We start from the raw sequence: 23,994 nt of genomic DNA on the forward strand, positions 1-23,994 counted from the left end.
GAGCGAGAAAAGTTCGCGGGTCGGTTCGCTCGCGGCGGCACGGCGGTGGGATGTGACGGCGACGGCGTTCGTTTCGTGGTCGCCGGGACGACGCGTCTCTTCGCGGAGGTGGCAGGATCTTCACCGACCCAACGATTTAATAGTGTGGTGGTCATTCACACACCTATGGCAACCTCACCCAACGATGCCGGTGACGACGTCATCGATCAATTCCTGTCCGATCGCGGTCACTCGGTCGAACGAGTAGGGTGGGAGCAGGAGTATAACAAGAAGCAGTGTCCCGAATGCGGCGGGCTCCACGACACCTCCGCCAGCTCCTGTACCGTCTGTGGGTGGGAACCAGCGTCGTAACGCACGGGCGTTACAGGCGACTTCGGCACACCGCACGTGCCCCGGCTGTACCGCGCGTGAATCCGCACCACTCGCCGTTTTCCGTTTCGTTCCGACACCCCCGCCCGCTGCCGTCGAGTCCGTTTCTCACAGTGTTCCAACACAATTATGGTGGATTACTTACCATATGACGGTGAGAATAACGATGCCGGAATGCCAGAACTGCGGCGGGTTCGTGACGGACGCGTACGCCCGGGTCTTCACCCCGCGCGAGGTCGACGATCCGCGCGTCTGCCCGGACTGTCAGGACAAGATTCGCGACGGTGCCAACGTCCGAGAGGCGCGCTCTCCTCGCGATCCCTAACCGCTAGTTTCTGTCGAAGAAAACCCACGTCACTTATGGGTGTCGCGCCCTTGTATCGCTACAATGACTACGACGGATACGACGGTTACCCGCCTGTTCGGTGGTCCGGGGAGCGGGAAGACGACCGCTCTTCTCGACCACGTCGAGGAAATTCTCGAGCAGGACGGTGTCACCTTCCGCGACATTCTCGTCGTCTCGTATACGCGAGCGGCGGCCCAAGAGGTTCGCGAGCGGCTCGCCGAGCGGCTCGACGAGAGCCCGCGTGCGCTGCAGGGAAACGTCTGTACGATGCACGCCAAGGCCTACGAACTGCTCGATCTCTCTCGCAGCGACGTGATCGGCGAATCCGATAAGGAGGAGTTCTGCGACGAGTACGGCATCGAGTACGAGGACGAGTACTCGGGTGCCGGCCGCCGGACCGCCCGGTCGACGACGATCGGCAACAAGGTTATCGCGACGAGCCAGTGGCTCCAGCGGACCAGCCGCGACGTCACCGACTGGTACGATGTCCCCTTCCAGTGGGACGAGGAGGAAGTCAGACTGCCGCCCGAAATCGACCCCAACGCACAGGAGGGCAACAAGTACACGCCGACCTGGCCCAGCGACGACGACCGGATCGACGTCCCCGAGGCGATCCGTGCGTGGCGCTCCTACAAGGGTGACAACGGGAAGATCGGCTTCGCGGACATGCTCGAGCGGGTCCAGCAGCGCTCGCTGCTGCCCAGCGTCGACTATCTGGTGATCGACGAGTTCCAGGACATCACGACGCTACAGTACGACGTTTACGAGGAGTGGAAACCACACATGAAACAGGTCCTGATCGCCGGCGACGACGACCAGGTCGTCTACTCGTGGCAGGGTGCCGACCCCGCGCTCCTCCTCGAGGAAGAGGTCGACGAGGACGTCATCCTTCCGAACTCCTACCGACTGCCGTCGAACGTGCTCAACGCGGTCAACAAGGAGATCCGCCACATCGACCAGCGCCAAGACAAGGACCTCAAGCCGCGGACCGAAGGCGGGGCCGTCGAGGCGCGCACGAACGGCTCGATGCTCGACGTGGTCCGGATGGTTCGACGCACACTCGTCGAAGGCGACGGCACCATCATGGTGTTGTTCCGGGCTCGCTATCAGATGTTCCAGTTTATCGACGAGTTCATCACCGAAGGGGTTCCGTTCACCTCGCTGACCGACCAGCGGATGTGGACTGACCGGCTCACCCAGTACGTCCGCGCCGTCGAGGCCATCGACGCCGGCGAGGACGTCACCGGCCTGCAGGCCCGCCGGCTCGCCGACATGCTACAGGAGTCCGCCTTCGGCACCAACGATCGCGACGCCCTCTTCGACGAGATCGACGATCGACAGGAGGAAGCCGGGATCGACGACCTCGAGCAGCTCATGATCCCCGCGGAGGTCATCGAGGACCACGCGCCGTTCATGCCCGGCCCGGGGTCGGCGGCCGACATGCTCCGCAAAGTCACGAACTTCCAGAAGAAGAGCATCCGCTCGTACTTTGCCATCGGCGAGTACAAGGGGATGGCAACCGACCGCGTCCGCGTCGGCACGATCCACTCCGCGAAGGGTCGCGAGGCCGACCACGTCTTCGTCGGCACCGACCTCACCGAGAAGGTCGTCGAGCAGATGGTCGCCACCGTCGACGACCCCACCGACGTCCCCAACTGCGAGGAGTTCACCAAGACCACCTCGCCGGTTCCCGTGCTGACCGACAACGAGCGCCGCGTCTTCTACGTCGGGATGTCCCGGGCCCGCGAACGGCTCGTCCTGCTCGAGAACCTCGTCGACGGCGCGCCGACGCTGCCGATCGACGTGCTGCTCCGGAATCAGCTGACCGATTCGACCCTCGAGGAACTGATCGAGGAGGCCCAGGAACCGGTCGCCGACGCTGATGCGGACGAGGTCGAGGCCGAAGCCGAAGCGCCGTGACCGGTGGGAACGAACGCGGCGTCGCGGGCGGGGCTCGGCTTCCGGAGAGCGACAGTACGGTTGACGGTCGCGAGCGGCGCGACCGCGCGACGACAGTCGTCTCGAGGGCGCTCGCGGACCGCGATTCCGCCGCGTTCGTCCACGCCGGTACCGATCGCGATCCGGGAATCCGATACAGCTGCCCGCATCCGGTGACCGAACTGACCGCCGTCGCCTACGACGGGACCGCAGGCGAGTGGCTCGTCCGCTCGGCGGCCGACGCGGAGCGCGGCCATCCCGCCGAGCGACTCGCGTCGGCGCTCGCCGACCGCGGCCTCGAGGGAACGATTCTGACGCCCCCGCGAGTGCCACACGACGCCGCGCTCTATCTCGAGCAGGCGGGTTTCGAACTGGCGTCGACGGACGCCCTCGAACGCGCTCGAGGGACGAAGACGGCCGGCGAACGGGAGGCGGTTGCGACCGCCCAGCGGGCGGCGGGCGCCGGAATCCGGCGGGCGGCGGCGGTACTCGCCGACGCGACAGTCGTCGACGGGGGACTCGCAATAGATGCGAGCGACGGCGGCCCCGACCCGCTGACACCCGCCCGGCTCCGGACTGCGATCGACGAGGCCGTCGTCGGTGCGGGTGCCTTTCCGGCCGGCAACACCGTCGTCACTCCCGGCTCGAGCGCCGATGCCGACGCGCCGCTCCGGCCCGGCGACCCGATCGTCCTCGAGACCGCGCCTCGCGGGCCGGCCGGCTACTACGGCGGCCTGGCTCGGACGCTCGTCGTCGACGGTGACGGCGGCCGGGAGCGTCGGGTTCACGTCGGCGTCACGCAGTCGTTTCGCTCCGCGCGGTCGATGCTGACCGCCGGGACGGAGTCCGTGACCGCCGTCGAAGCCGACCTCGAGGCGGAGGTTCGCTCGTTCGGGTTCAGCGACGGCGACGCGATCGAAACGCGTGTCGCGGGCGTCGGCCTCGAGCCGCGCGAACGACCCGTTGCCGGGGGCGACGAGATCGGTCCCGGGACCGTCGTGCGACTCGACGTGGCCGCTCGAGTGAACGCGGACAGTTGGATCCGGATCGCCGACGTCATGGCGGTCACCGACGAGGGCGAGCGGCCGGACTGGCTGGCGGCGCCGTCGCAGTCGCTCTCGCCGACGGCACTGCTCGACTGATTTTCGCGTCGGTGGGACTCGAGTCCCGATAGCAGAGATCCCGGGCGATTTCCCGGTGAACACGTACGCTCGTCTTCCGAGCCATTCGCTCGTGTTACTCGCGAAGACCTCGCACAGAGTCGTGTCGCGGTTCGTCAGTGGCTCACGGTTCCCTGCGGTCGCCGTTCGCTTTCCGAGGCGCTCGGTACACTCGCGCCTCGCACTCCTCACCGCGCCACAGCGCGCGCCATCGAACTGAATCGATTGGCGGATCGAATCGCTCGCGCTCCCGCGGCGCTACCGCTCGTCGTCGGGTTCCGGCTCCGCGTCCGGCTCTTTCGTGACCGTTCCGACGACCCGTTGTGCCAGAACCTCGGGGATATCGGTGGGCATCGTCAGCCAGTGTTGGATCACCACGAGCCCGATCGCGAGTCCGATGAGCGCCCCGCCGAACAGCGGCCGATCGCCGTTGAGAAGCCCGATCCCGGCCATCGCCGCGGGGAGCGCGAAGACGAGCGTGCCCGCGAGTTTGATCGTATCGATAATGCCGGCCATTAGTGGATGATCGCGGGGGACGACCAAAAACGCGACGACGACTCACGCTCGGATCGACGCGGGCCGGAGCGAGCACGGACGGACCCGGAACGGCTTTCCCCCGTCGTCCGCCACCTGTACGTATGTTCACGGGAATCGTCGAGGAGACCGGCGAGATCGTCGCTCGAGAGCGCACCGAGGACGGCCTCCGGCTGCGAATCGGGGCTGACGAGGTCGCGACGGGGCTCGACTACGGCCAGAGCATCAGCGTCAGCGGCGCGTGTCTCACGGTCGAGGAGCACGCCGACGGCGAGTGGTTCGAGGTCTTTCTGGCGACCGAAACCGTCGAGCGGACGTATCTCGGCGACCTCGCCGAGGGCGAGACGGTCAACCTCGAGCGAGCGATGCCGGCCGACGGCCGGTTCGACGGTCACGTCGTGCAGGGCCACGTCGACGCGGTCGCGACCGTCAGGAACGTCGAGTCGATAGATGAAGACTGGTTCTTCGAGTTCGACCTCCCGGAGGGGTACGGCCGCTACGTCGTCGAGAAGGGGTCGATCACGCTCGACGGGATCAGCCTCACCGTCGCCGATCTCGACACCGAAACCGGGCGGGTGACCGTCGCCATTATCCCGACGACCTACGACCTGACGACGCTCTCGGAGAAAGAACCCGGCGATCCGGTCCACCTCGAGGTCGACGTGCTCTCGAAGTACGTCGAACGGCTGCTCGAGGCGCGGTTCGACTGACGGCTTAATTCGCCTTCTCTCACTCTCGGTCCTGTTCCTCGGCCGTCGCCACCGTCCTCGATCAGCGCTGTGGCGGCTCGAACTCGGTCAACTCCGGTCGCGAGTCGCCGTCGACGCCGTTCGTGACCGACTGGTAGGTCCGGCGGTAGCGAGCGATCTTCCGGTAGAGGTAGTAGCCGATTGCGAGGTCGTAGACGATCACGTAGCCGACGAACGCGAGCCCGGTGCCGATCGGGAGGAAACTGGTGATGATCTCGGGGGCGATCCCGACCGTGACGTTGTACGTCCCGTGGACGAAGGCGGCGACGAGCAGCCCCTTGAGGACGATCGGGCCGGCGTACTCCCGGTTGAACTTCGCCAGCCCGAGGTAGTAGCCCGCGATCGCGGAGTAGATGACGTGGCCGGGACCCGCCAGCGCCCGAACCGTCGCGATCCCGCCCGCAGTGGTGAGGAGGCCCGCTTCGGGGTCTGCCTCGCCGACGACGCGGCCGATGTAGATCGCGTTCTCGATGGCCGCGAAGCCGAGTCCGGCGACGGCCCCGTAGACCGCGCCGTCGATGACCGCGTCGAAGCTATCGCTCCGATAGGCGAACACCTGCACGGCGAGTAGCTTCACGCTCTCCTCGATGGGGCCGACGATCAGGTAGAAAAAGAGGAGGCTACCGAGGAACCCGACGCCGAACAACGGCTGCGTGACGGAGTTGACGACCGCGGCAAACGTCGCGAACAGGATCGCCAGCAGGAAGGTCACGACCACCAATCGAAGCGGTTCGCTCGTCGTGATATCGGCGTACCAGATATAGGCCGCGAGCAGCCCTGCCGGGACGACCGACAGCGCGAAGAAACCGGCGAGGTACGGATCCTCGAGGACGAGCGCGGCCGGCGAGACGAGCAGGGAGAGCGTGATCGCGAGCGCGATCAACAACACGATCGCCCGGAACCCGTAGCTGACCGCGTTGTAGAGCGTGTACGCGAACAGATCCGGGATCGATCGCGGTTCCCACGTCGAGACGTCGTAGAGATCTCTCGATCCGTCGCCGCTTCGCTCCTCCGCTCGTTCGACCGGGTCGCGCCTGCGCTCCATGGCCGTGTGTATACGCGCCGGCCCGGTATAGGTTCGGCAACCGGCGACGGACAGTACCCGTTCAGTGTCCGACGGCCGCACTCAGTCGTCGTCCGCACTCGATGCCGAGTCCGGGATGTCCGCCGCCGACCAGACGGTAGCCGTGCGGTCGATCTTGTCGTTCCAGCCGGCAACGAGCGTCGTGACGGCCAAGTCGCCGGTCACGTTGTTCATCGTCCGCAGGCGGTCGAGGATCGGATCGACGCCCGCCACCATTCCGACGACCTCGAGCGGGAGGCCGAGTTGCGTGAGGACCATCGTGAGCATTATCAGTCCACTCCCGGGAACGCCAGCGGTGCCGACGCTCGCGAGGAGGGCCGTCGTGACGACGGTGAGCTGTTCGCCGATGGTCAGGGTCTGTCCGACCATGTTGGCAGCGAAGACCGCCGCGACGCCCTGATACATCGCCGTCCCGTCCATGTTGATCGTCGCGCCCAGCGGCAGCGAGAAGCTGTAGACCTCCTCGTCGACACCGAAGTTCTCGTCGGCGTCGTTCATGGTGACCGGGAGCGTCCCGCTAGAGGAGCGGATCGAGAGCGCGGTCACCATCGCTTCCTTGCTGCCACGGAGGAAATCGACCGGAGACTCCCGAAGCAGCCCCCACTGGATGATCAGCAGGTAGGTGATGCCGATGTGGAGTCCGACTGCAATCGCGAGCGCGCCGATGAGTTTGGCGAACGGCGCGATCGCGTCGACCCCCGCGTTACCGAACGTTGTCGCCATCAGGGCGAAGACGCCGATCACGCCGTACTCCATGACGCCCCAGACGACCTTGAACATCGCTTCCGCGCCGGTTTCCGCGAGTTCGAATACCGTTTCGGTGCCCTCGTGGACGGCAGAGCTGACGTCGTACTCGTCTTGTAGATAGGCCAGCGCGAGTCCGAACACGATCGTGAAGAAAATCGTCGGGAGAACGTCGCCGTTCGCCATCGCCCCAATCGGGTTCGTCGGCACGATGTTCATGAAGACCTCGACGATGTCGGGAGCCTCTTTGGTCTCGACGCTCGCGTTGGCCACCTCCAGTCCGGTCCCGGGATTGATGAGATTAGCGACGAACAGCCCGACAGCGATCGCGATCGCTGTCGTGGCCAGATACAGCGTTATGACCTGCCCGCCGATCTTTCCGAGGTTCGACGGCGAGAGCCGTCTAGCGCCCATGAGAAGCGTGAAAACGATGATCGGAATCACGATCATCTGAAGTAGCCGGACGAAGAGATCGCCGAGCGGCTCAAGCCGCGTCGCCGGTTCCCCGACCGTCAGGCCGAAGAGTGAGCCAAGAACGAACGCGACACCGATGCGGTAGATAATGGGAACGGATCGATATTGATCGTAGAGCTGCCGGATTGCCATTGCTATATCCTCTGTCGAAACACACGATCAATAAAAACACCGATACCGAACCATTCGATTGGTATATACGGATTTGATGGTGGGAATTGACATTCTAGACTATTTCCGTATGTTTGCTAATATTTGTATAGGAATTAACGTTGGTGGCGGAGATCCTGTACGAACGGAACGTCCCACTCACTCGATCGCGGGCTGACTGGGATTCTGACAGCACCCCTCCACCGTTTCTAGGACGGCGACAAAATGCGGCCGGCTCGACTATCATGGGCTCACAAGAACCGATCACTTCGATAGACGGCGCGGACTCGGAATTATCAAAGGCCTCCCGGCCCAATCGGCGGGTATGCACTTCGACCAGCGAACCCAGCAGGCGCTTCGCGATGTCGGCCTCGAGACCGACGATCTCCGGGCCGCCTCGGAGGCGGTCGTCGAGGCCGTCGCCGAGGACGCGGCGGCCCTCGAGGAGTTCTTCGCCGACCACGACACCGTCTACTCCGACATGGACATGGCCCACTCGAGTTCCGACTATCCGGAACACGAGGTCGACTACGCCGACTTGACGACCCACGCCGACGAGATGCGCGGTTGGCTCCGCTTCGAGACGTGGGGCGTCTCCGTCGAGGACGGCCGGATTTTAGACGAGGACTACGTCGAACTCTCGCTCGGGCCGACGATCAACGATCGGGTGCGGTTCGCCGCCGACCGCGACATCCTGCGATGACGACGGCTCGAGTCCGGGGCATCTACACGACGGCCGTCACCCAGCTGTTGAGCGAGGCTGATTGCGAGGTCGTCCAGGCCTCCGAGCCGATTCGGGACCGCTTCGACCAGTCGTTCGACGCTGCGCCGGCCGACGCGACAATCGAGACGACCCGCGACCGGCAGGGCGTCGAGATTTCGGGCGACCCCGACGCGGTCGAGACGGTCGCCGGCGAACTCGCGGCCCTCGCGATCGACGCCTTCCGCTGGGACGACGACATCCCTCGCGGCGCGGTCTTCGACGCGGAGGTGCTCGAGGCCGCCGGCGGCAGCGGTGCAGTGGTCGATCTCGGCGACGGTCAGCGCGGCTATCTCAACTACGACGACGCGGACGGCTACGTGGACGCCGGCGACCGGTACCGGGTGCAGGTTCACGAACCCGCGCCGCCGTGGGACGACGACCGCCCGCTCGTGCGACCGGCGCTCGAGGTGCAGGGTGGCCTCTGTACGCTCTCGAAGGACCGGACCGGTATCTCGGCGGCGCTGCGGGGCGAGCGCGCGGAGGAACTGGTCGGCATGACCGACCTGCTCTCGGTCGACGTGCCCGACGGGTGGGGACTGCGCTGGCAACACGCCGCGACCGACGCAGACCTCGCGGCGATGGGCACCGCGCTCGAGGACGCGGTGAGTCGGGCGCGGGTGCTCGAGGACGCGCTCGCCGACGCGCCGGACGGCCCCGGCGAGCCGGGACTGCTCGCCACGCCCCGGCGGACCGAGTGGTGCTGGTTCGGCCGCGAGTCCCGGTTCGCGCTGGACGGCGTCCGACGGCGGGTCGAGACGACGATGCCGGGCCATCACCGGTCGAAGGCCGCCGACCGGGCCGCGAGCGCGGCGGTCGACTTCGCGGAGGCCGTCTGCGACTCGGTCGGCAGCGGCGACGGGAGCGGGAACGGCGAGTTCCCCTTCGCCGCGGTCGCCCGCCAGTTCGGCCCGACGAAGGGCGATCGCCTCGAGATCGGCCACGGTAAACCCGACGGCCGGCTCATCTCGCTGGGTCGCGGCGAGGTCACCGAGTGGGACCCCGAGGGGAAGGTGACCCTCGAGCGCTCCATGCGCGGGGGCGGCAGCTACGACGCGCTCGGCGTCGCAAAGGAGTCGGGCGACGTGGCCGTGACGAAGTTCCGCGAGGGCCGCTGGTGGTATCCGACGACGTACAAGGCCGCCGACGGTACCTCGAAGGGAACCTACGTCAACGTCTGTACCCCCGTTGAACTATTTCCTGACTGTGTGCGATACGTCGACCTCTACGTCGACGTGATCCGTCAGGGGGACGGCACGGTCGAAATCGTCGACGCGGACGAACTCGAGGCCGCCGTCGACGACGGACTGGTTACCGAGGAGTTAGGCGAGAAAGCGATGGACGTGGCCGAAGCGGTCGAGCGCGCGCTCTCGAACTGACCGACTCGAGGCGGGTACCGAGTTTCGTCGCCTATGCGTTTTCTGACCGGTCGTCCGCCGGCGTGTGAATCCGGTCGTCGAGGACGATCTCGAGGCGGCCGTCCGCGAACAGCCGGTCGATCTGGCCGTGCGTGAACCGGCCGTCGCAGTCCTCACCGACGAAGGTGACGAGGCGGTCGGTTCGCTCGACGACGGTGGCCAGCGAGTCGCCGGTCCGGTAGTAGTAGCGAACGGTCGTTCCGGGGTGGAGCGCCTCAGCAGTGACGCTGAGATATTTCCGGCGGTGGAGGGTCATACCCCGGGAACACGGCGAAATCGATATAGCTCTTCTGGCTGTCGACCGAACTCGCGGTGCCGGTCGGTGCTGTCGCAGTGGGCGATCGAACGGCGGTCAAATCGAATCGCGGTCAGTCCGACACGCTCGCGACCGTCTCGGTCCCGGTGGCGGTCGGGAGCAAGCCGACGTACTCGTCGAGATCGAGCGCGAACTCCCCCGCGGCCCGTGGGCGGATCCAGCGGAACTCGAACTCGGAGCCGTGTTCCCCGCCGCCGTCAGTGACGGTGTGGGTCCAGCGGTCGCGCGGTTCGTGGACCGTCGAGTGGAAGAAGTGACGCACATAGCGTCTCCCCTCGCGTCGCGTCCAGATATCGGTCGTCAGATGTCTCGTCCCGTTCAACGACCCGAGTCCGCTCTCCTCGAGGACTTCCCTGAACAGCGCCTCGCGCGGCGATTCGCCCGACTCGAGCGTTCCTTTGGGGATCTGTAAGCCGTCGTGGCCCGGTCCCTCGAAGACCAGTAACTCGCCCGTGTCGCGAGTGATGTAGGCACAGGCCTTCTGGACGTAGGTTACGTCGCTCATGGTACAACCTACCACACCGTTCTCGCGTAAAAACCTATCATAGGGGTCATTAAATGACCTTAAGGAAGTCGGAAGATCGGTTCGGCGGTCGATCGACGAGCGTTGCGCGGTCAGTCAGAGGCGACGGGCGCGTCGTCCGCGACGGGCGCGTCACCGTCGAGATAGGTAAAGAGCGTCGCCAGCGCCGGCCCGGAGACGTTGTGCCAGACGCTGAAGAGCGCCGGAATCAACGCGGCCTCGGGACTGAAGTATACCGTCGCGAGCGTGACCGCCAGTCCGCTGTTCTGCAGGCCCACTTCGAACGCGCACGCTCGCGCCCGGTCTTCGGCCATGTTCGCCGCGTGCCCGATGGCGTAGCCGGACCCCAGTCCGAGGCCGTTGTGCAGGACGACCGCGAGGAAGACGAGCGCGCTCGCGGCGAGGATCGTTTCGACGTTGAGGCCGACGACGGCTGCAACGATGGCGACGATGGCGACCACGCTGATCGCCGGGAAGATCGACAGCCCGGCCTGTGCGACCGCCGGCGCGTACTCGTCGAGCACGTAGCGCAACACGAGCCCGCCGATGACCGGGAGCAAGACGACCTTCACGATCGAGGTGGCCATCTCGCCGAACGTGACCGAGATCGACTCGCCCGCGAGCAGGACGATCCACGCCGGCATCACCAGCGGCGCAGCGATCGTCGTCACCGTAGTGATCGACACCGACAGCGCGACATCGCCGCGACCGAGGTAGGTCATCACGTTCGAGGCGGTCCCGCCCGGTGCCGCGCCGACGATGATCAGTCCGAGCCCGATCTCTTCGGGCAGTCCAAGCGCGAAGACGAGAATGTAGGCGATCGTCGGCATCAGGAGCCACTGGCTCATCGCCCCGATGGCGACGTCCTGCGGCCGCTCGAGAATGCGGCGGAAATCAGCCGGAGTCAGCGTCAGCCCCATACCGAGCATGATGATGCCCAGCAGCGGGGTGATATAGGGCGCGATCGGGGTGAACGTCTCCGGCGAGTAGAGCGCCAGCGGGGAGACGATCAGCACCCAGAGGACGAAGTACTTGCTCGTGACCGTTCCGATCCGTTCCAGCGTCCGTTGCCAACTCATTCGATTCTCACCACAGTGGGAGACATGCTCACCCGTCGGTAAGTGCGGTATATCAATACTACGGCTTCCGGGCGCTCGAGGCCGTTTTCGGCCGGTCGTTTCGCCGAAGCGTAGCTAGTCGCGATGGGAATCGAACGGCGACCGGTCACGACGGGATCAGGTCGCGAAGTGGCTTTCCGCGACCGACCGCCCGCAGACGGGACAGCCGTTAGCTAACGTCGCCTCGAGCATCGGGTCGGTTACTGGGATCTCACGGCCGCAATCCGGGCAGATGAATTCGTACGGTTTCATGGGTCTAGATGGTGTGCTCGACACCTGTTCCTACGGACTGGGTTCCGATAGGGGAGATACCCAGATATGGAGGGACGTATATAGGAGCGGAAAGCGACGGCGGGCCGGTGACTCCGCGGTCAACTCGGCTCCGTGCGCCATCATCCCCCAAATTCAGACGCCGGACAGTTCAGGCTGAACGATTAAGCCATGTTACCATCTATCACCGGAAATGGGCACGCTAAACGAAGAGATGGCCGACGTCCGCGCGGATGTCGGCGACGTGCGATCACAGCTCAGAGCGGAGATTCCGGAGTGTTTCGAGTTCGATGTCGCGGTCGGAAACATCACGTACAACGCCAACAGCAACAGCGTCTCCGTCACCGTCGAACCGAGTTCTCGAGCCCGAGAGCAGCTCGCGGACCGCCTCGGCGGGGTGAACGTGAGGACGGACGGGCAACTGGAGTTCGAGTTCAGGCTCACCGAGTCCGACTCGAACGCCGAGTGAGTCGGCCGCCCAGGCCTCGAGTCGTTCCGATCAGTCGGCCGCGAGCTTGTCGAGCCCGGCCGACTCGATGTCGTCGCCGTCGACCGACGAGCGCAGCGAGTCCATGCCGTCGTCGCGATCGATGCCGAAGTCGTTCTCGTAGAGTTCCGCGACGCGGCTCATCTCCTCCTCGGAGAGCTTCGGCACGTCGCTTGCGGCCGCCCACTCGTCGATGTCCGCCTTCGTGCGGAAGGTGGGCGTCACGGTGGCGACGGGGTCGTGGCTCAGAAGCCACGCGATCGACGCCTGCCCCATCGTCCGCTCGCCGCCTCGCTCGAGGAACCGAAGTTTCTCGAGTTTCTCCCACCCGGTCTCGTACCATTCCTCGGGACGGAAGCCGCGGTGGTCGCCCTCGCCGAGTTCGGTTTCGGGGGTGACCTGCTCGTTGAGGATGCCCGACGAATGCGGGACGCGGGGGATCAGGCTCGTCGACGAGCCCGTTCGCTCGATCGTCTCGAGGAAGTGGTCGCCGACCTCCTGTTCGAGCATGTTCCAGACGAGTTGAACGGAGTCGAACTCCTCCTCGATCGCCAGATCGCCCTCGGCGAGCCAGCCGATCGACGGGCCGAGCGCGAGGCCGGTGGCCTCGATCGTCCCTTCCTCCTCGAGTTCGTCCAGCAACTCGAGGATGTCGGGCGTGATCTCCTCGACGTCGGCGTTGTGGAGCTGGAGCACGTCGACCGACTCGAGCCCGAGTCGATCGAGGCTCTTGTGGACGGCCTCGCGGAGATAGTCGGCGTCCATCTCCTTCGGGAGTTCCCCGTGGCCGGCCTGCGGGTTGTCGTAGAAGTCGTAGCCGACCTTGGTCGCGATCGTGACCTCGTCGCGGATCTCGCTCAGCGCTTTCCCGACCAGTTCCTCGCTGCGGCCGTGACCGTAGACGTCGCCGGTATCGAAGTAGGTAATTCCCTGATCGACGGCGTACTGGAGCATCTCGATCGCGTCGTCTTCCGAGCGGTCGCCCCACCAGTCGGTGCCGACGGTCCACGCGCCGAAACCGATCTCACTGACCTCGACTCCGGAGTCGCCGAGTTCGCTGTGTTGCATGGACGACCCTTCGAAGCGGGGAAACTTATGGCGTGCGGAACGCTCGAGCAGCGGCCCGAACGGGTTCGGGATTTCGGCCGCCGGCTCGAGTCGAACCGCTCTTGGGTCTCGACTGACACGTTCGTGTATGGCCGACTCTCGCGTCCGGAACCCCACCCTGATCCTGCTGGCGGTCCTCCTCGTTATCGTTCCGCTCGGGCTCCTCGCCGCGAGGGCGCTCGCGTTCCCCGTCGACCAGGTCACGGTCGGCGCGGTCGTCGGCGGGGGCCTGCTGGTGATCGGCGCGCTCGCACTGCCCGCGTTGCTCCTCTCCGGCTGGCAGTCCGAGCGGGAGTGAGACCGACGACGCGGCGCGGATCCACTCGCGACCCGACCGTGACGGTACCCTGCGCCCGCACGCCAGCGGGTCCGGCAACCGCATCCGGACAACCGAACCCCTATCAACTCGGCGGGCAATATCTCGAGGTATGACAAAGCGGTACGTGTCGCTCCCCGAGGAGGCGGAAGCGGGGATGCGTGAGTTCATCGACGAGGTCGATCGACGGCTCTCGGGCGACGAGGACACCTGCTCGGTCGTCGAGGACGTCCTGATCGACCTCTCGGGCGACCGCGAGGCCTACGAACGCTGGCAGCGTGGCGAGTCGGTCTCGGCGGCCGAGCGCGTCCGCCTACAGAGCTACGATCCCTGTAACACGACCCTCGAGAGTGAGTACTACGCCGAGAAAGACGAGGAACAGTTCCGCCGCTCGAAACACCTCCAGTGGCTCTGGCGGCAGTTCGACAGTCTGCCGATCGCGGACAACGTCGAGTTCGCGCTGCGATTCCGACGGATGCTCGCCGACCACCTGTTCGAGGACTGCGGCGACGGCTGTCGCTTTTTCAAGGGTATCTCGTTTACCTACGGCCACAACATCACGATCGGGGACAACACGGTCATCCACGACGACGTCCATCTGGACGACCGTGGCAAACTCACGATCGGCGACCGCGTCTCGATCTCCGACGGCGTCCACATCTACAGCCACGACCACGACGTCGTCGACCAGACCGAGGTTCGCAACTACCACACCATCGTCGAGGACGACGTCCGGCTCACTTACGACGCGATGGTCCGCGCCGGCTGTAAGGTCGGCGAAAACGCCATCGTCGGCGCGCGCGGCATCGTCCAACACGACATCCCCGCCCACCATATCGCGATCGGAATGCCCGCCAAGAGCGTCAAGATCAAACCCGGCTGGGAGGACACCGCCACGCCGATCGACGACGCCGGCACCAACCGGCAGGAACAGCGCCACCGCGAGTACGACCTTCCCGACGACTTCGAGGTCTTCGACGAGTTCCAGCGCGATCTCCAACAGCCGTAGCATCGCTTCGTCTCGAACTGCCCGCACTCCGGTGAGCGGCGAGCGCCGATCGAATCCTTCTGTGACAGTCCTCGAGCGTACCCCACCAGAGCCGTTGCAAGTGCAGGCGAGTCGTTCAGTAGTCGACCGCCAGTGCGTTGCCGTAGTGACTCTCTATGCCACATTGTAGGACCTGCGGCAATCCCGTTTCGTACGATTTCGCTCGCGCACACGGTGAGGACGGAGCCGTCGACTGGTGTCCGCGGTGTCAGAACGGGCGGTAGGACCGGTCGGTAAAAACGGTACGGCGCGAATCGGACCGCGCTATCGGTCGGTCAGCAGCCGCCGGAGGATGTCCCCGTAGGCGGGCCGGGTGATGAGGACCCCGATGAGCACGCCGAGGATGGTGATGATGGCGAACCCTTGGAGGTCGCCGAGGCTCATGACCGCGAGCGGCGAGAGCGCGATGATCGTCGTCGCCGCGGCGGCCCCGATGACCCAGAAGGCCTTGCGGAACCGCGACTGGAACACCCGTTCGGAACTGACGTCGCCTTCGTCCATCACCTCGTCGGCGATGATCACGAGGTCGTCGACCCCCGTCCCGACGACGGCGATGAACCCGGCGACGTGGGAGAGGTCTATCGGCATGCGTATCAGCGCGGTGAAGCCGAGCAGGATCACGACCTCCGCCACCGCCGTGAGGATCATCGGTAGGGCGACGCGCGTGTCCGTGTACCGGGAGTAGACGACGCCGCTGACGGTGAGCACCGAGAGCAGCCCGATCAGCAGCGAGTACTGTTTGAACTGGTCAGCATGGGACGGCTGAATCGAGTAGACTTGATTGTTGTCCATGTCGAGCGGCGCGCGCAGGCTCCCGGCTCGGAGGTTGACTGAGAGCGACTGGGCGTCCTGCTGGTTCTGTGCGCCCATCTGGAAGGTCGGGGTGTTCACCCAGCTGCCGCTTTGCATCGGGTTCGCCAGCGATTGAGCCATGCTGTGGGCGTCGACGACCTCGCCGTCGACGACGGTCAGCAGACAGTACTGTTCGTTCTCGTGGTCGAAGCTGATGCTTTCACCATCACCGCGAAGGTTGCAGCCTACCTGCACCCCCTCGCTGGTGAAGCCGAGGTCGTTCATCTGCTGTTGGAACCCGGGCGCGGCCTCCTCGTTGACTTGAACCGGGACCACGTACCCCGAATCCGACCCTGGCTGGCGCTGCTTCGGCGGGTCGACGTTAGCGATATCCTCGCCGGTCAGTACCGTCTGGTTCGTCTGGTTGGTTTGGTTCCCGCTGTCATCGGGATAGTAGGCTTTGACCTCGACCTGTCCGCGGTCGGAGAGGATATCGCGGAGTTCGCTGGCACCCATGTTGGGTACTTCCACGACGATGTAGTGGTCGCCCTCGAGCGTCGACGACTCGTAGGCCGTTCCGCCCGAGAGGCCGGCCGCGTTGATCTTCGACTGGAGCGTCTTGATCATACTATCGCGGGTCTCTTGGGTGACGCCCGGGCGAATGTCGTCCTCGGTCGCGTCGACGTCAGCCGCCTGCAACGCCGCGGCGAACTCCGCTTCGGTCACGTTCCCGTCGAACACTTCCGCGGTGACGGTCCCGTCTTCCTGGACGTTGATGTTGGAGTCGGCCGGATCGAGATCGAGTTCCTCGCGGACCGTCGCGTCGACCTCATTGAGCCGATCCTGATCGATCTGCCCGTTGTCGCTGACAGCGCCGGTCTCGATGTCCTCGGCGGTCAGCCCGTCGACCGGGGCCCGCATTCGGGTCCCGCCCTCGAGGCTGAGACCGAACTCGAGGTTGGTGGGACTGTCGTCGATGCTGTCGTCGGCGAGGCTGTCGTCGGCGACGATCCCGCCGGGGATGAAGAGCGCGACGGCGGAGAAGCCGACGAACACCACGAGCAGGAGGACCCGCCAGTTGTGCTTGATCGCGTCGATCGGATTCATGAGCGCACCCCCTCGAATTTGTACCAGCGAAGCAGGCTCAGGTTCAACATGTAGGTGTTCAGCAGGTCGGTCGCGAGGCCGACGAACAGGATGATCCCGATCGAGGCCAAGAGGTCGATACCGAACAGGTACGCCGCGACGCCCATGACGAGCATCGCGGCCATCGACGTCACTGTCATCGTGACGCCGGTCCGCATCGCGCGGTACGTGCTCTCGTAGAAGTCACCGCTGCGGCGCAGGACGTGATTGTTTAACAGGATGTCCGAGTCGACCGAGTATCCGATCAACATCAGTAGGCCGGCGACGGTGCCGAGCGAGAGCGGGATGCCGGCGAGTCGCATGAACGCGAGCGGGATCACGAGGTCAGAAAACGCCGAGATGACGATCGCGATCGACGGGACGAACGTCCGGAAGAGCAGAAAGGCGATCGCGCTCATTCCGACGAACGCGACGGCGAGTCCGATCATGGCCGTGCGCTGGCTCTGCTGGCCGAAACTCGCCGACGTGGACGAGACCGACTGGACGATCTCGGCGTCGCCGTCCTGTTCCAGTCCGTTCTCATCGTCCGTGGCCTGATCCTCCAAGGCCTGCGCGTCGGTCGAGGAGAACCGGACGATGTACTGATTGTCGCCGCCCGTTCCCGTGACGGATTCGGGTTGTTCGTCGAACGCCGCCGGAATGTCGCCTTCCGGCGTCGTCGTCTGGACGGTCAGCTCCGAACCGCCGGCGAAGTCCATCCCGAGCGGCACTGGCGTGCCGTACACGAGAAACGAGCCGCTGAGGACGAGCAGTGCAACCGCGAGAACCGCGAGCGGAACCGCCGCGAGCTGGCGGTTACTGTACCGGGTGTAATCGATCTCCGGTACGTCGAAATACGCCATATACCGGACTACTCGAAGCGCCCCGAGGTAAGCCTTCTCAATTTCGGAAACGTGGTCGTTCGTCACATTCTGTCATTCTGATTTCCGGGATTGCTGCCCGCTCGAGTCCTCCGAGTCACGCTTCGCGATGAATGATCGCCAGTCCTTGCGATCGCGATCAGTCCGGCAGATACCGAACGCTCAACACGCCGTCCTCGGCCGAGCGCCGCACTTCCACGCGGACCGCCTCGAGCCGGGCCGCTCGAGCGATGGTCTCCTCGTCGTCGAGGACATCCCGTGCGGCCTGTTCGACCTCGCCGTCGGGGGTCCGGAAGACGTGGAGTTCCCCCGTTCCCGCGCGCTCCTCTTGGACGAGGTCGCCGAGTTCGGCCTCGGCCGCCAGTTCCGTCTCGTGTGTGGTCGGCTCGAGGTCGCTGTCGACCAGTTCGATCGATCGCCTGTCGTCGACGTCGACGACTTCCCACGCGACTTCCAGTGGCGGCTCCGGCGCGACGGTCGCCTCGAGAACGTCGTGGACCTCGAGGCCGGGGTTCGACGCGAGGGTGTGGACTTGTGCGGTCTCGGCGTCGCGGACGACGGCCGACTCGGCCTCGGCGTGGGTGACGACGAAGGTGCCGGTCTTTTCGGTCATGGGCGCTCGTAGACGGGGGATCGGTTTCGGGGTTTCGGCTTCTGCCCGTCCTCGTCCTGCTGTCGGTGACGGCGTTACGGAGCCGATGACTGCCTAGTTGAGACGGGTGACACACTGCGACCGGACAGCCGTCGGAAAGACGATCGACCGACTCCGTCACGGAACGCATTTATCGCAGGCGGTTGCGCCCTTCCGTATGAACGTCGACATCGGGAACGCACTCGAGTCGGTCGCGTCGCCGGGCGTCTCGCGGGAGTCCCTCGAGCGACTGGACGAGCAGGTCGCGGCCGCCCACGAGCGCATCGAGACGGGAATGGCGAACGGGGAACACGGCTACGAGGCGCTGAACCTCCCCGAGCGAACCGATCCCGACGAAATCCGGGCGGCGGTCGAGCCGGTCGCGGACGCCGACGCGCTGCTCACCGTCGGGATCGGCGGCAGTTCGCTCGGCGCGGCGACGATTACGAACGCGCTGGAGCGCGTCGAGCCACGCTCGACGGAGAGTCGGACGAAGTCCGACGGGACCGAGACGGTCTTTCTGGACAACGTCGATCCCGAATGGGTCTCGAGCCACCTCGAGCGACTGCCCCTCGAGCGCACGGCGATCAACGTGGTCTCGCGGTCGGGGACGACGGCGGAGACGCTGGCGAACTTCCTCGTCGTCCGCGATGCCTTCGAATCTGCCGGCGTCGACTGGACCGAGCGAACGATCGTCACGACCGGCGAGTCCGGCCCGCTTCGCGACCTCGCGAACCGCCACGATCTGCCGTCGTTGAAAGTTCCCGACGGCGTCCCCGGTCGCTTCTCGGCGCTGTCGGCGGTCGGCATGGTCGCCGCGGCCGTCTGCGGCCACGACCTCGAGGCCCTGCTCGCGGGTGCCGCTGCCGAAGCCGAAACGCTCTCGGGTTCGCTGTTCGACTGCCCCGCCTACGCCTACGGCGCGACGACCTACGCCCTGGACCAGCGCGGTGCCGGCGTGAACGCCGTGATGCCCTACGCGGAATCGCTGGAGACGTACGCGGAGTGGTTCGCCCAGCTGTGGGCCGAGAGTCTGGGGAAAGACGACCTCGGCCAGACCCCCGTGCGAGCGCTCGGCGTCACCGATCAGCACTCGCAACTGCAACTCTATCGCGCGGGCCCGCGGGACAAACTCGTCACCTTCGTGACGACCGAGGAGGGTGCGGACCGGCCGATCCCTGACACCGACGTCGAGGACCTCGCGTATCTGGGCGACGCGACGCTCGGGGAACTGCTCGAGGCCGAGTTCGAAGCCACGGAGGCGAGCCTCGCGGCCGCCGGCCGACCGAACGTCCGCGTGGAACTCGAGCGCGTCGACGAGTACGAACTCGGCGGGCTGCTCTACGGCATGGAAGCCGCCTGCGTGCTCGCGGGCGAACTCGCCGGCGTGAACACCTTCGAACAGCCGGCCGTCGAGTGGGCCAAGAAGGCCACCCGGGGCCTGCTCGGCGGCGGCGAGTTCGAGGAAGCGGACGCGGTCGCCGAGAAGACGGAACTCCGAGTCGAGCGGTAGGCCGAGCCGCTCGCGGTCGGCGGCGGCGCTCGAGCGACGGCCGTCGGACCGCCCTCGTCGTTCCCGCCTCGAAATTTGTATGAGCCCTCGCACGAATATCGACGTATGACCGAGACTGCACGGACCGACGACGCCGGCCCGGTCGCGTCCGGCGTGGTTCCCGGAATCGGGACCATCCTCGCGGGAATCACGATGGTCGCCATGTTCGTCCCCGTTCGCCGCGGCGTCGACGACCCGGTCGTCTGGGCCGGCGCAGCGTTCGCCGTCGCCGCCGTCCTCGCGTTTCTGGCCCAACGCCACGGCTTTCTCGAGGGACGAATCGCCGGCCTCGTGGCCGCCGGCTCGAGCGTCGCCGTCGTGTTACTCGCCGGCTACGCGTTGAATCAGGGGGTGACAGCACCGACCGGCGTGCCGACGATTCCGCTGTCGATCCCGATCGTCTTCGTCGCGTTCCTCACGGCGGGACTCACCGCCGCCGCCGGGGTCGCGGATTACTACGGAATCGGTAGTATCGGGCTCAAGGAACGGAGTCTACAGGTCGTGATGCTGTCGGCCGTCGGTCTCGCGGGCCTCCTCATCACGCCGGTCGTTGTCAACATCCTCGCGGTTCCGGTCCGCCCGCTTCTCGAGCCGATCTCCCAGATCGAAAGCACCGTCTTTACGCAGGTGTGCATGGCGATCGGAACGATGCTCGTCGCGGGTGCCTATCTCTCGGTGACCGACCGCGGCCTGTCCTTTATCGACGTGCATCGACCGACGCTGCGGGACATCGGCTGGATGATCGGCGGACTGGTAGTCCTCTTCGGGGCGCTCTTTCTGATCTCTTTTGTCATGGAGTCGACCGGCATGGAAAGCGCCGACCACTCGACGACCCAGCGGGCCCAAGAGAGCCCCGATCTAATGCTGGTACTGGTCCCGCTGGCCATCCTGATCATCGGCCCGTTCGAGGAACTGCTCTACCGGAACGTGATCCAGAAGTCGCTGTACGACACGTTCTCGCGGCCGGGGGCCGTTGCCGTGGCAAGCGTCATCTTCGCGGCGGTCCACGTGCTCGCGTACGCCACCGCCGGACTGGGCGCGGTGATCGCCAGTCTAGGGACCATCTTCGGGCTCGCGATCGTCCTCGGGACCATCTACGAGCGGACGGACAACCTCCTCGTCCCGGCGCTGATCCACGGTGCCTACAACGCGATCCTCTTCGCGAACCTCTACTTCGTCTATGGCTGAGGACTCTCGACCGGCGGCTGACTGATTCGTAACCGACTGCGACAGAAACGATCGCGGACCGCGACCGCGGACTACGACGGGTTCTTCCGTGCCAGTTCCGACCCGCAGATCGGGCACCGATCCTTCTCCTCGTCGAACTCGCGACCGCAGCCCTGACACTGATACTTCCAGTGGCGCTGTTCGTCGATCCCCTCTCGGGCGATCACTTCGACCCCGACGTTGAGTTTCTCCGCGACGTTTTGCATCGCGTAGTCGTCGGTCACGAGGGTGGCGTCGAGTTCGAAACTCGCCGCAACGAGGCGAATGTCCGTTTCCGAGAGGACGTCGAGGTCGCCGGATTCCCGGGCCGCGCGCTCGACTTTCTCGGTGGTGTCCTCGTTGGGAATGTGGATGTGCATCCCGGAGCCTTCCATCGCGTCGTAGCGATAGGCGCTCTCGTCTTCCAGTTCCTCGCGGACGAGCGGGATAGTTGCAGTCTGTTCTGTCGTATGGAAGTCGTGGATAAAAGCGGAGGAGTCGAGAACGTACATACCGTTAGCGCTGGACGACGATGTAGTCTTTCACCGCTTGGACGCGGTTGACGGGAACGAGAAACCGACCGGCGTCGTCGCTGTCGAAGTCGACTGCGCGGCGGGAGAGTTCCTCGTCGGGCTCGATAACGAGATCGTGGAGTTTGCCGGATTTCAGATCCATCGTGATGTTGTAGAGCAATCCGAGCTCGGTGCCGTCGGACCCCATGACGGACTTCCCCGAGAGGTTTTCAGCGAGTATATCGCTCATGCATCCCCGTACTTACTAATCGGTATTAAAGACCACGGGGAACGCGCACGGACGACGGAATCCCGGCCCCGCCGAAACGGACCGACCTGTGGCAGTCGTGACCGCGGCTCCCGCCGCAGCGTTCGGAACGCGGATGACGATGGGTTTAACTACGGCGCTACGGACGATTTAGGTAAGACCTTCTCGGGTGGTTCATCATGTCGGACACGGATACACGCGACCCCACATCTCTCAGAACGCCGATCGTCGCCGTCCTCGGACACGTCGATCACGGCAAGACCAGTCTCCTCGATAAGATCCGCGGCTCCGCGGTCATCGAGGGCGAAGCAGGCGCGATCACCCAGCACATCGGCGCGACCGCCGTCCCGCTGGACATCATCTCGACGATCGCGGGCGATCTCGTCGACCCGGACGATTTCGACCTCCCCGGCCTCCTCTTCATCGACACGCCGGGTCACCACTCCTTTACCACGCTGCGATCCCGCGGGGGCGCGCTGGCCGACATCGCCATCCTCGTCGTCGACGTCAACGACGGCTTCCAGCCCCAGACGCTCGAGGCCTTAGACATCCTCCGGCGGTCCGAAACCCCGTTCATCGTCGCGGCGAACAAGATCGACACCGTCCCGGGCTGGAACGCCAACGAGGACTCGCCGATCAACGACACCTACGAGTCCCAGTCCGATCGCGTCCGCGAACGGCTCGACGAGAGCCTCTACGAGATCATCGGGAACCTCTCGGACGAGGGCTTCTCCGCCGATCTGTACTGGCGGGTCCAGAACTTCCAACGTAACGTCGGTGTCGTCCCCGTCTCGGCGATGACCGGCGAGGGCGTTCCCGACCTCCTGACCGTCATGATGGGGCTCTCCCAGCGCTACATGAAAGAGGAGATGGAGATCGACGTCGCCGGCCCCGGCGTCGGGACCGTCCTCGAGGTCAAAGAGGAGAAAGGGTTCGGGACGACGATCGACACCGTGCTCTACGACGGGACGATCCGCTCGGACGATCAGATCGTCGTCGGGGGCCAGAACGAGCCGATCGTCACCGACGTGCGCGCGCTGCTCCAGCCGCGGCCCCTCGCGGAAATCCGCACCGAGAGCCGCTTCGAAAAGGTCGACGAGGTCTCGGCCGCCTCGGGGATCAAGGTCGCCGCGCCGGAACTCGCCGACGCCATGGCCGGCGCGCCGGTCCGGGTCGTCCGTGACCGCGACCTCGACGAGGTCATCGCGGAAGTGCAGGCCGAACTCGCGGACATCGCCGTCGACACCGCCGAGGAGGGCGTCGTCGTCAAGGCCGACACCCTCGGCAGCCTCGAGGCGATGGCCGACGCCCTCGACGACGCGGAGGTGCCGATCGTTCGGGCCGAAGTCGGCGACGTCGCGCCGCGGGACGTCTCCGTCGCCTCGACGGCCGACGACGGCAAACAGAAGGCCATCCTCGGGTTCAACGTCGACGTCCTCGACGACGCCGAGCAGCGCGCGGGGATCGAGGACGTGACGATCTTCACCGACGAGGTCATCTACCAACTCATCGAGGAGTACGAGGAGTACGTCGAGGGGATCGAGCAGGCCCAGCAGGACACCATCCTCGATAACATCACGCGACCCGCTCGGTTCCGCATCCTGCCGGATCACACCTTCCGCCAGAACGACCCCGCGGTCGTCGGCGTCGAGGTGAACTCCGGGACGGTCCAGAACAACGCGAACGTCGTCAAGTTCGAGGGTAACGAGCCCGACCGCGTCGGGCAGGTCAAGGGGATTCAAGAGCAGGGGGAGGACGTCGACGAGGCCCGCGCGGGCAACCGCGTCTCGGTCGCCATCGACGGCCCCACCGTCGGTCGCCAGATCGAGGAGGACGACGAACTCTGGATCGAGATCCCCGAGAAACACGCGAAGATCTTAGAGCAGGAACTCGCGAGCGAAATTCCCGCCGACGAACTCGAGGCGCTGAACATGTACCTCGACAAGCAGCGCAGCCGGGACCCCTTCTGGGGCAAGTAAACGTACCTTTTTCTCGTCGGGTTCGCTCGCAGCGTCTTCGCGCGGCAGCGCCGCGCGAATGGTCCGTGGGACCTCCGGTCCCACGCTACTCGCTCACCACTCCTCCAAAAATCTACGCTAAAAAGGCCGCTCGCTCC

27 protein-coding genes are annotated in these 23,994 nt (G+C 65.5%); 14 read left to right on the top strand and 13 right to left on the bottom strand.

Features of this window, described 5'->3' with window-relative positions:
* The first annotated feature begins 165 nt into the window (after positions 1–165).
* The 4 genes from FEJ81_RS02065 (at position 166) to FEJ81_RS02075 (ending at position 3,795) form a co-directional block, all read left to right on the top strand.
* The gene (locus FEJ81_RS02065) at positions 166–351 is read left to right on the top strand and encodes an HVO_0416 family zinc finger protein (protein WP_138243702.1); all 186 of its coding nucleotides are present in this window, start codon (positions 166–168) and stop codon (positions 349–351) included.
* Between the two features lie 184 nt (positions 352–535).
* Positions 536–694 (top strand): DUF7563 family protein, encoded by a 159-nt coding sequence (locus FEJ81_RS22990; RefSeq protein WP_444719739.1) that lies wholly within the window; start codon positions 536–538, stop codon positions 692–694.
* 63 nt (positions 695–757) lie between these two features.
* Positions 758–2,635, top strand: a complete 1,878-nt coding sequence (locus FEJ81_RS02070) for a UvrD-helicase domain-containing protein (RefSeq protein ID WP_138243703.1) — start codon at positions 758–760, stop codon at positions 2,633–2,635.
* The gene (locus FEJ81_RS02075; protein WP_138243704.1) at positions 2,632–3,795 is read left to right on the top strand and encodes a M24 family metallopeptidase; all 1,164 of its coding nucleotides are present in this window, start codon (positions 2,632–2,634) and stop codon (positions 3,793–3,795) included. The genes FEJ81_RS02070 and FEJ81_RS02075 overlap by 4 nt, the downstream gene beginning before the upstream one ends.
* Positions 3,796–4,071: 276 nt before the next feature.
* Here FEJ81_RS02075 and FEJ81_RS02080 read toward each other — a convergent pair whose 3' ends face one another.
* Positions 4,072–4,329 carry a DUF7533 family protein gene (locus FEJ81_RS02080; RefSeq protein WP_138243705.1) on the bottom strand — a complete coding sequence of 86 codons (258 nt, stop codon included), beginning with the start codon at positions 4,327–4,329 and terminating at the stop codon, positions 4,072–4,074.
* 122 nt (positions 4,330–4,451) lie between these two features.
* Between FEJ81_RS02080 and FEJ81_RS02085 the strand changes: the two genes are divergently transcribed.
* The gene (locus FEJ81_RS02085; protein ID WP_138243706.1) at positions 4,452–5,057 is read left to right on the top strand and encodes a riboflavin synthase; all 606 of its coding nucleotides are present in this window, start codon (positions 4,452–4,454) and stop codon (positions 5,055–5,057) included.
* A 61-nt stretch (positions 5,058–5,118) separates the two neighbouring features.
* Here FEJ81_RS02085 and FEJ81_RS02090 read toward each other — a convergent pair whose 3' ends face one another.
* Entirely contained in the window at positions 5,119–6,141 is a 1,023-nt protein-coding gene (locus FEJ81_RS02090; protein ID WP_138243707.1) for a PrsW family intramembrane metalloprotease, read from the bottom strand.
* An 81-nt stretch (positions 6,142–6,222) separates the two neighbouring features.
* Complete coding sequence (locus FEJ81_RS02095; RefSeq protein WP_138243708.1) at positions 6,223–7,536, bottom strand: dicarboxylate/amino acid:cation symporter; 1,314 nt, start codon at positions 7,534–7,536, stop codon at positions 6,223–6,225.
* Positions 7,537–7,873: 337 nt separating this feature from the next.
* Here FEJ81_RS02095 and FEJ81_RS02100 point away from each other — a divergent pair, with 337 nt between their 5' ends.
* Both FEJ81_RS02100 and FEJ81_RS02105 read left to right on the top strand, forming a co-directional pair.
* Positions 7,874–8,251, top strand: a complete 378-nt coding sequence (locus FEJ81_RS02100) for a DUF7532 family protein (protein WP_138243709.1) — start codon at positions 7,874–7,876, stop codon at positions 8,249–8,251.
* Positions 8,248–9,687 (top strand): ribonuclease FAU-1 family protein, encoded by a 1,440-nt coding sequence (locus FEJ81_RS02105; RefSeq protein ID WP_138243710.1) that lies wholly within the window; start codon positions 8,248–8,250, stop codon positions 9,685–9,687. Before FEJ81_RS02100 ends, FEJ81_RS02105 begins: the two co-directional genes overlap by 4 nt.
* A 31-nt stretch (positions 9,688–9,718) precedes the next feature.
* Here the strand turns inward: FEJ81_RS02105 and FEJ81_RS02110 are convergent, their stop codons facing one another.
* The 4 genes from FEJ81_RS02110 to FEJ81_RS23650 form a co-directional block, all read right to left on the bottom strand.
* Positions 9,719–9,982 carry a hypothetical protein gene (locus tag FEJ81_RS02110; RefSeq protein WP_138243711.1) on the bottom strand — a complete coding sequence of 88 codons (264 nt, stop codon included), beginning with the start codon at positions 9,980–9,982 and terminating at the stop codon, positions 9,719–9,721.
* Between the two features lie 112 nt (positions 9,983–10,094).
* Positions 10,095–10,547, bottom strand: a complete 453-nt coding sequence (locus tag FEJ81_RS02115; protein ID WP_138243712.1) for an NUDIX hydrolase — start codon at positions 10,545–10,547, stop codon at positions 10,095–10,097.
* Positions 10,548–10,657: 110 nt separating this feature from the next.
* Positions 10,658–11,644, bottom strand: coding sequence for a bile acid:sodium symporter family protein (locus FEJ81_RS02120; RefSeq protein WP_138243713.1), 987 nt, complete (start codon positions 11,642–11,644; stop codon positions 10,658–10,660).
* Positions 11,645–11,800: 156 nt separating this feature from the next.
* Positions 11,801–11,935, bottom strand: a complete 135-nt coding sequence (locus FEJ81_RS23650; RefSeq protein ID WP_138243714.1) for a DUF7560 family zinc ribbon protein — start codon at positions 11,933–11,935, stop codon at positions 11,801–11,803.
* A gap of 211 nt (positions 11,936–12,146) precedes the next feature.
* Here FEJ81_RS23650 and FEJ81_RS02130 point away from each other — a divergent pair, with 211 nt between their 5' ends.
* Complete coding sequence (locus FEJ81_RS02130) at positions 12,147–12,422, top strand: hypothetical protein (RefSeq protein ID WP_138243715.1); 276 nt, start codon at positions 12,147–12,149, stop codon at positions 12,420–12,422.
* A gap of 30 nt (positions 12,423–12,452) precedes the next feature.
* On the opposite strand, the gene FEJ81_RS02135 is transcribed toward FEJ81_RS02130, so the two are convergent.
* Complete coding sequence (locus tag FEJ81_RS02135) at positions 12,453–13,508, bottom strand: aldo/keto reductase (protein WP_138243716.1); 1,056 nt, start codon at positions 13,506–13,508, stop codon at positions 12,453–12,455.
* Between the two features lie 127 nt (positions 13,509–13,635).
* Between FEJ81_RS02135 and FEJ81_RS02140 the strand changes: the two genes are divergently transcribed.
* The 3 genes from FEJ81_RS02140 to FEJ81_RS24505 all read left to right on the top strand — a co-directional run bounded on the left by FEJ81_RS02140 (position 13,636) and on the right by FEJ81_RS24505 (position 15,135).
* Positions 13,636–13,845 (top strand): hypothetical protein, encoded by a 210-nt coding sequence (locus FEJ81_RS02140; protein WP_138243717.1) that lies wholly within the window; start codon positions 13,636–13,638, stop codon positions 13,843–13,845.
* A gap of 130 nt (positions 13,846–13,975) precedes the next feature.
* Positions 13,976–14,872: an acyltransferase gene (locus FEJ81_RS02145; RefSeq protein WP_138243718.1), complete on the top strand. Its 897-nt coding sequence runs from the start codon at positions 13,976–13,978 to the stop codon at positions 14,870–14,872.
* A 155-nt stretch (positions 14,873–15,027) separates the two neighbouring features.
* Positions 15,028–15,135 carry a DUF7563 family protein gene (locus tag FEJ81_RS24505; protein WP_463605659.1) on the top strand — a complete coding sequence of 36 codons (108 nt, stop codon included), beginning with the start codon at positions 15,028–15,030 and terminating at the stop codon, positions 15,133–15,135.
* Positions 15,136–15,175: 40 nt separating this feature from the next.
* Here FEJ81_RS24505 and FEJ81_RS02150 read toward each other — a convergent pair whose 3' ends face one another.
* The 3 genes from FEJ81_RS02150 to FEJ81_RS02160 all read right to left on the bottom strand — a co-directional run bounded on the left by FEJ81_RS02150 (position 15,176) and on the right by FEJ81_RS02160 (position 18,322).
* Positions 15,176–16,810 (bottom strand): preprotein translocase subunit SecD, encoded by a 1,635-nt coding sequence (locus FEJ81_RS02150; RefSeq protein WP_138243719.1) that lies wholly within the window; start codon positions 16,808–16,810, stop codon positions 15,176–15,178.
* Positions 16,807–17,691 carry a protein translocase subunit SecF gene (gene secF / locus FEJ81_RS02155; RefSeq protein WP_138243720.1) on the bottom strand — a complete coding sequence of 295 codons (885 nt, stop codon included), beginning with the start codon at positions 17,689–17,691 and terminating at the stop codon, positions 16,807–16,809. Before secF ends, FEJ81_RS02150 begins: the two co-directional genes overlap by 4 nt.
* 157 nt (positions 17,692–17,848) lie before the next feature.
* Positions 17,849–18,322 (bottom strand): DUF5812 family protein, encoded by a 474-nt coding sequence (locus FEJ81_RS02160; protein ID WP_138243721.1) that lies wholly within the window; start codon positions 18,320–18,322, stop codon positions 17,849–17,851.
* 196 nt (positions 18,323–18,518) lie between these two features.
* On the opposite strand from FEJ81_RS02160, the gene FEJ81_RS02165 reads away from it, so the two are divergent.
* Together FEJ81_RS02165 and FEJ81_RS02170 are read left to right on the top strand one after the other, a co-directional pair.
* Entirely contained in the window at positions 18,519–19,853 is a 1,335-nt protein-coding gene (locus FEJ81_RS02165) for a glucose-6-phosphate isomerase (protein ID WP_138243722.1), read from the top strand.
* Between the two features lie 105 nt (positions 19,854–19,958).
* Positions 19,959–21,080 carry a CPBP family intramembrane glutamic endopeptidase gene (locus FEJ81_RS02170; protein ID WP_138243723.1) on the top strand — a complete coding sequence of 374 codons (1,122 nt, stop codon included), beginning with the start codon at positions 19,959–19,961 and terminating at the stop codon, positions 21,078–21,080.
* Positions 21,081–21,151: 71 nt separating this feature from the next.
* Here FEJ81_RS02170 and FEJ81_RS02175 read toward each other — a convergent pair whose 3' ends face one another.
* Both FEJ81_RS02175 and FEJ81_RS02180 read right to left on the bottom strand, forming a co-directional pair.
* A complete protein-coding gene (locus tag FEJ81_RS02175) occupies positions 21,152–21,610 on the bottom strand; it encodes an NOB1 family endonuclease (protein ID WP_138243724.1) in 459 nt (152 codons plus the stop codon).
* 4 nt (positions 21,611–21,614) lie between these two features.
* On the bottom strand, positions 21,615–21,860 hold the full coding sequence (locus tag FEJ81_RS02180; protein ID WP_138243725.1) for a PRC-barrel domain-containing protein: 246 nt from the start codon (positions 21,858–21,860) through the stop codon (positions 21,615–21,617).
* Positions 21,861–22,057: 197 nt separating this feature from the next.
* Between FEJ81_RS02180 and infB the strand changes: the two genes are divergently transcribed.
* The gene (infB, locus tag FEJ81_RS02185; RefSeq protein ID WP_138243726.1) at positions 22,058–23,857 is read left to right on the top strand and encodes a translation initiation factor IF-2; all 1,800 of its coding nucleotides are present in this window, start codon (positions 22,058–22,060) and stop codon (positions 23,855–23,857) included.
* Positions 23,858–23,994: the final 137 nt, after the last annotated feature.

Origin of the sequence: Natrinema versiforme, assembly GCF_005576615.1 — an archaeon.
GTDB lineage: Archaea > Halobacteriota > Halobacteria > Halobacteriales > Natrialbaceae > Natrinema > Natrinema versiforme_A.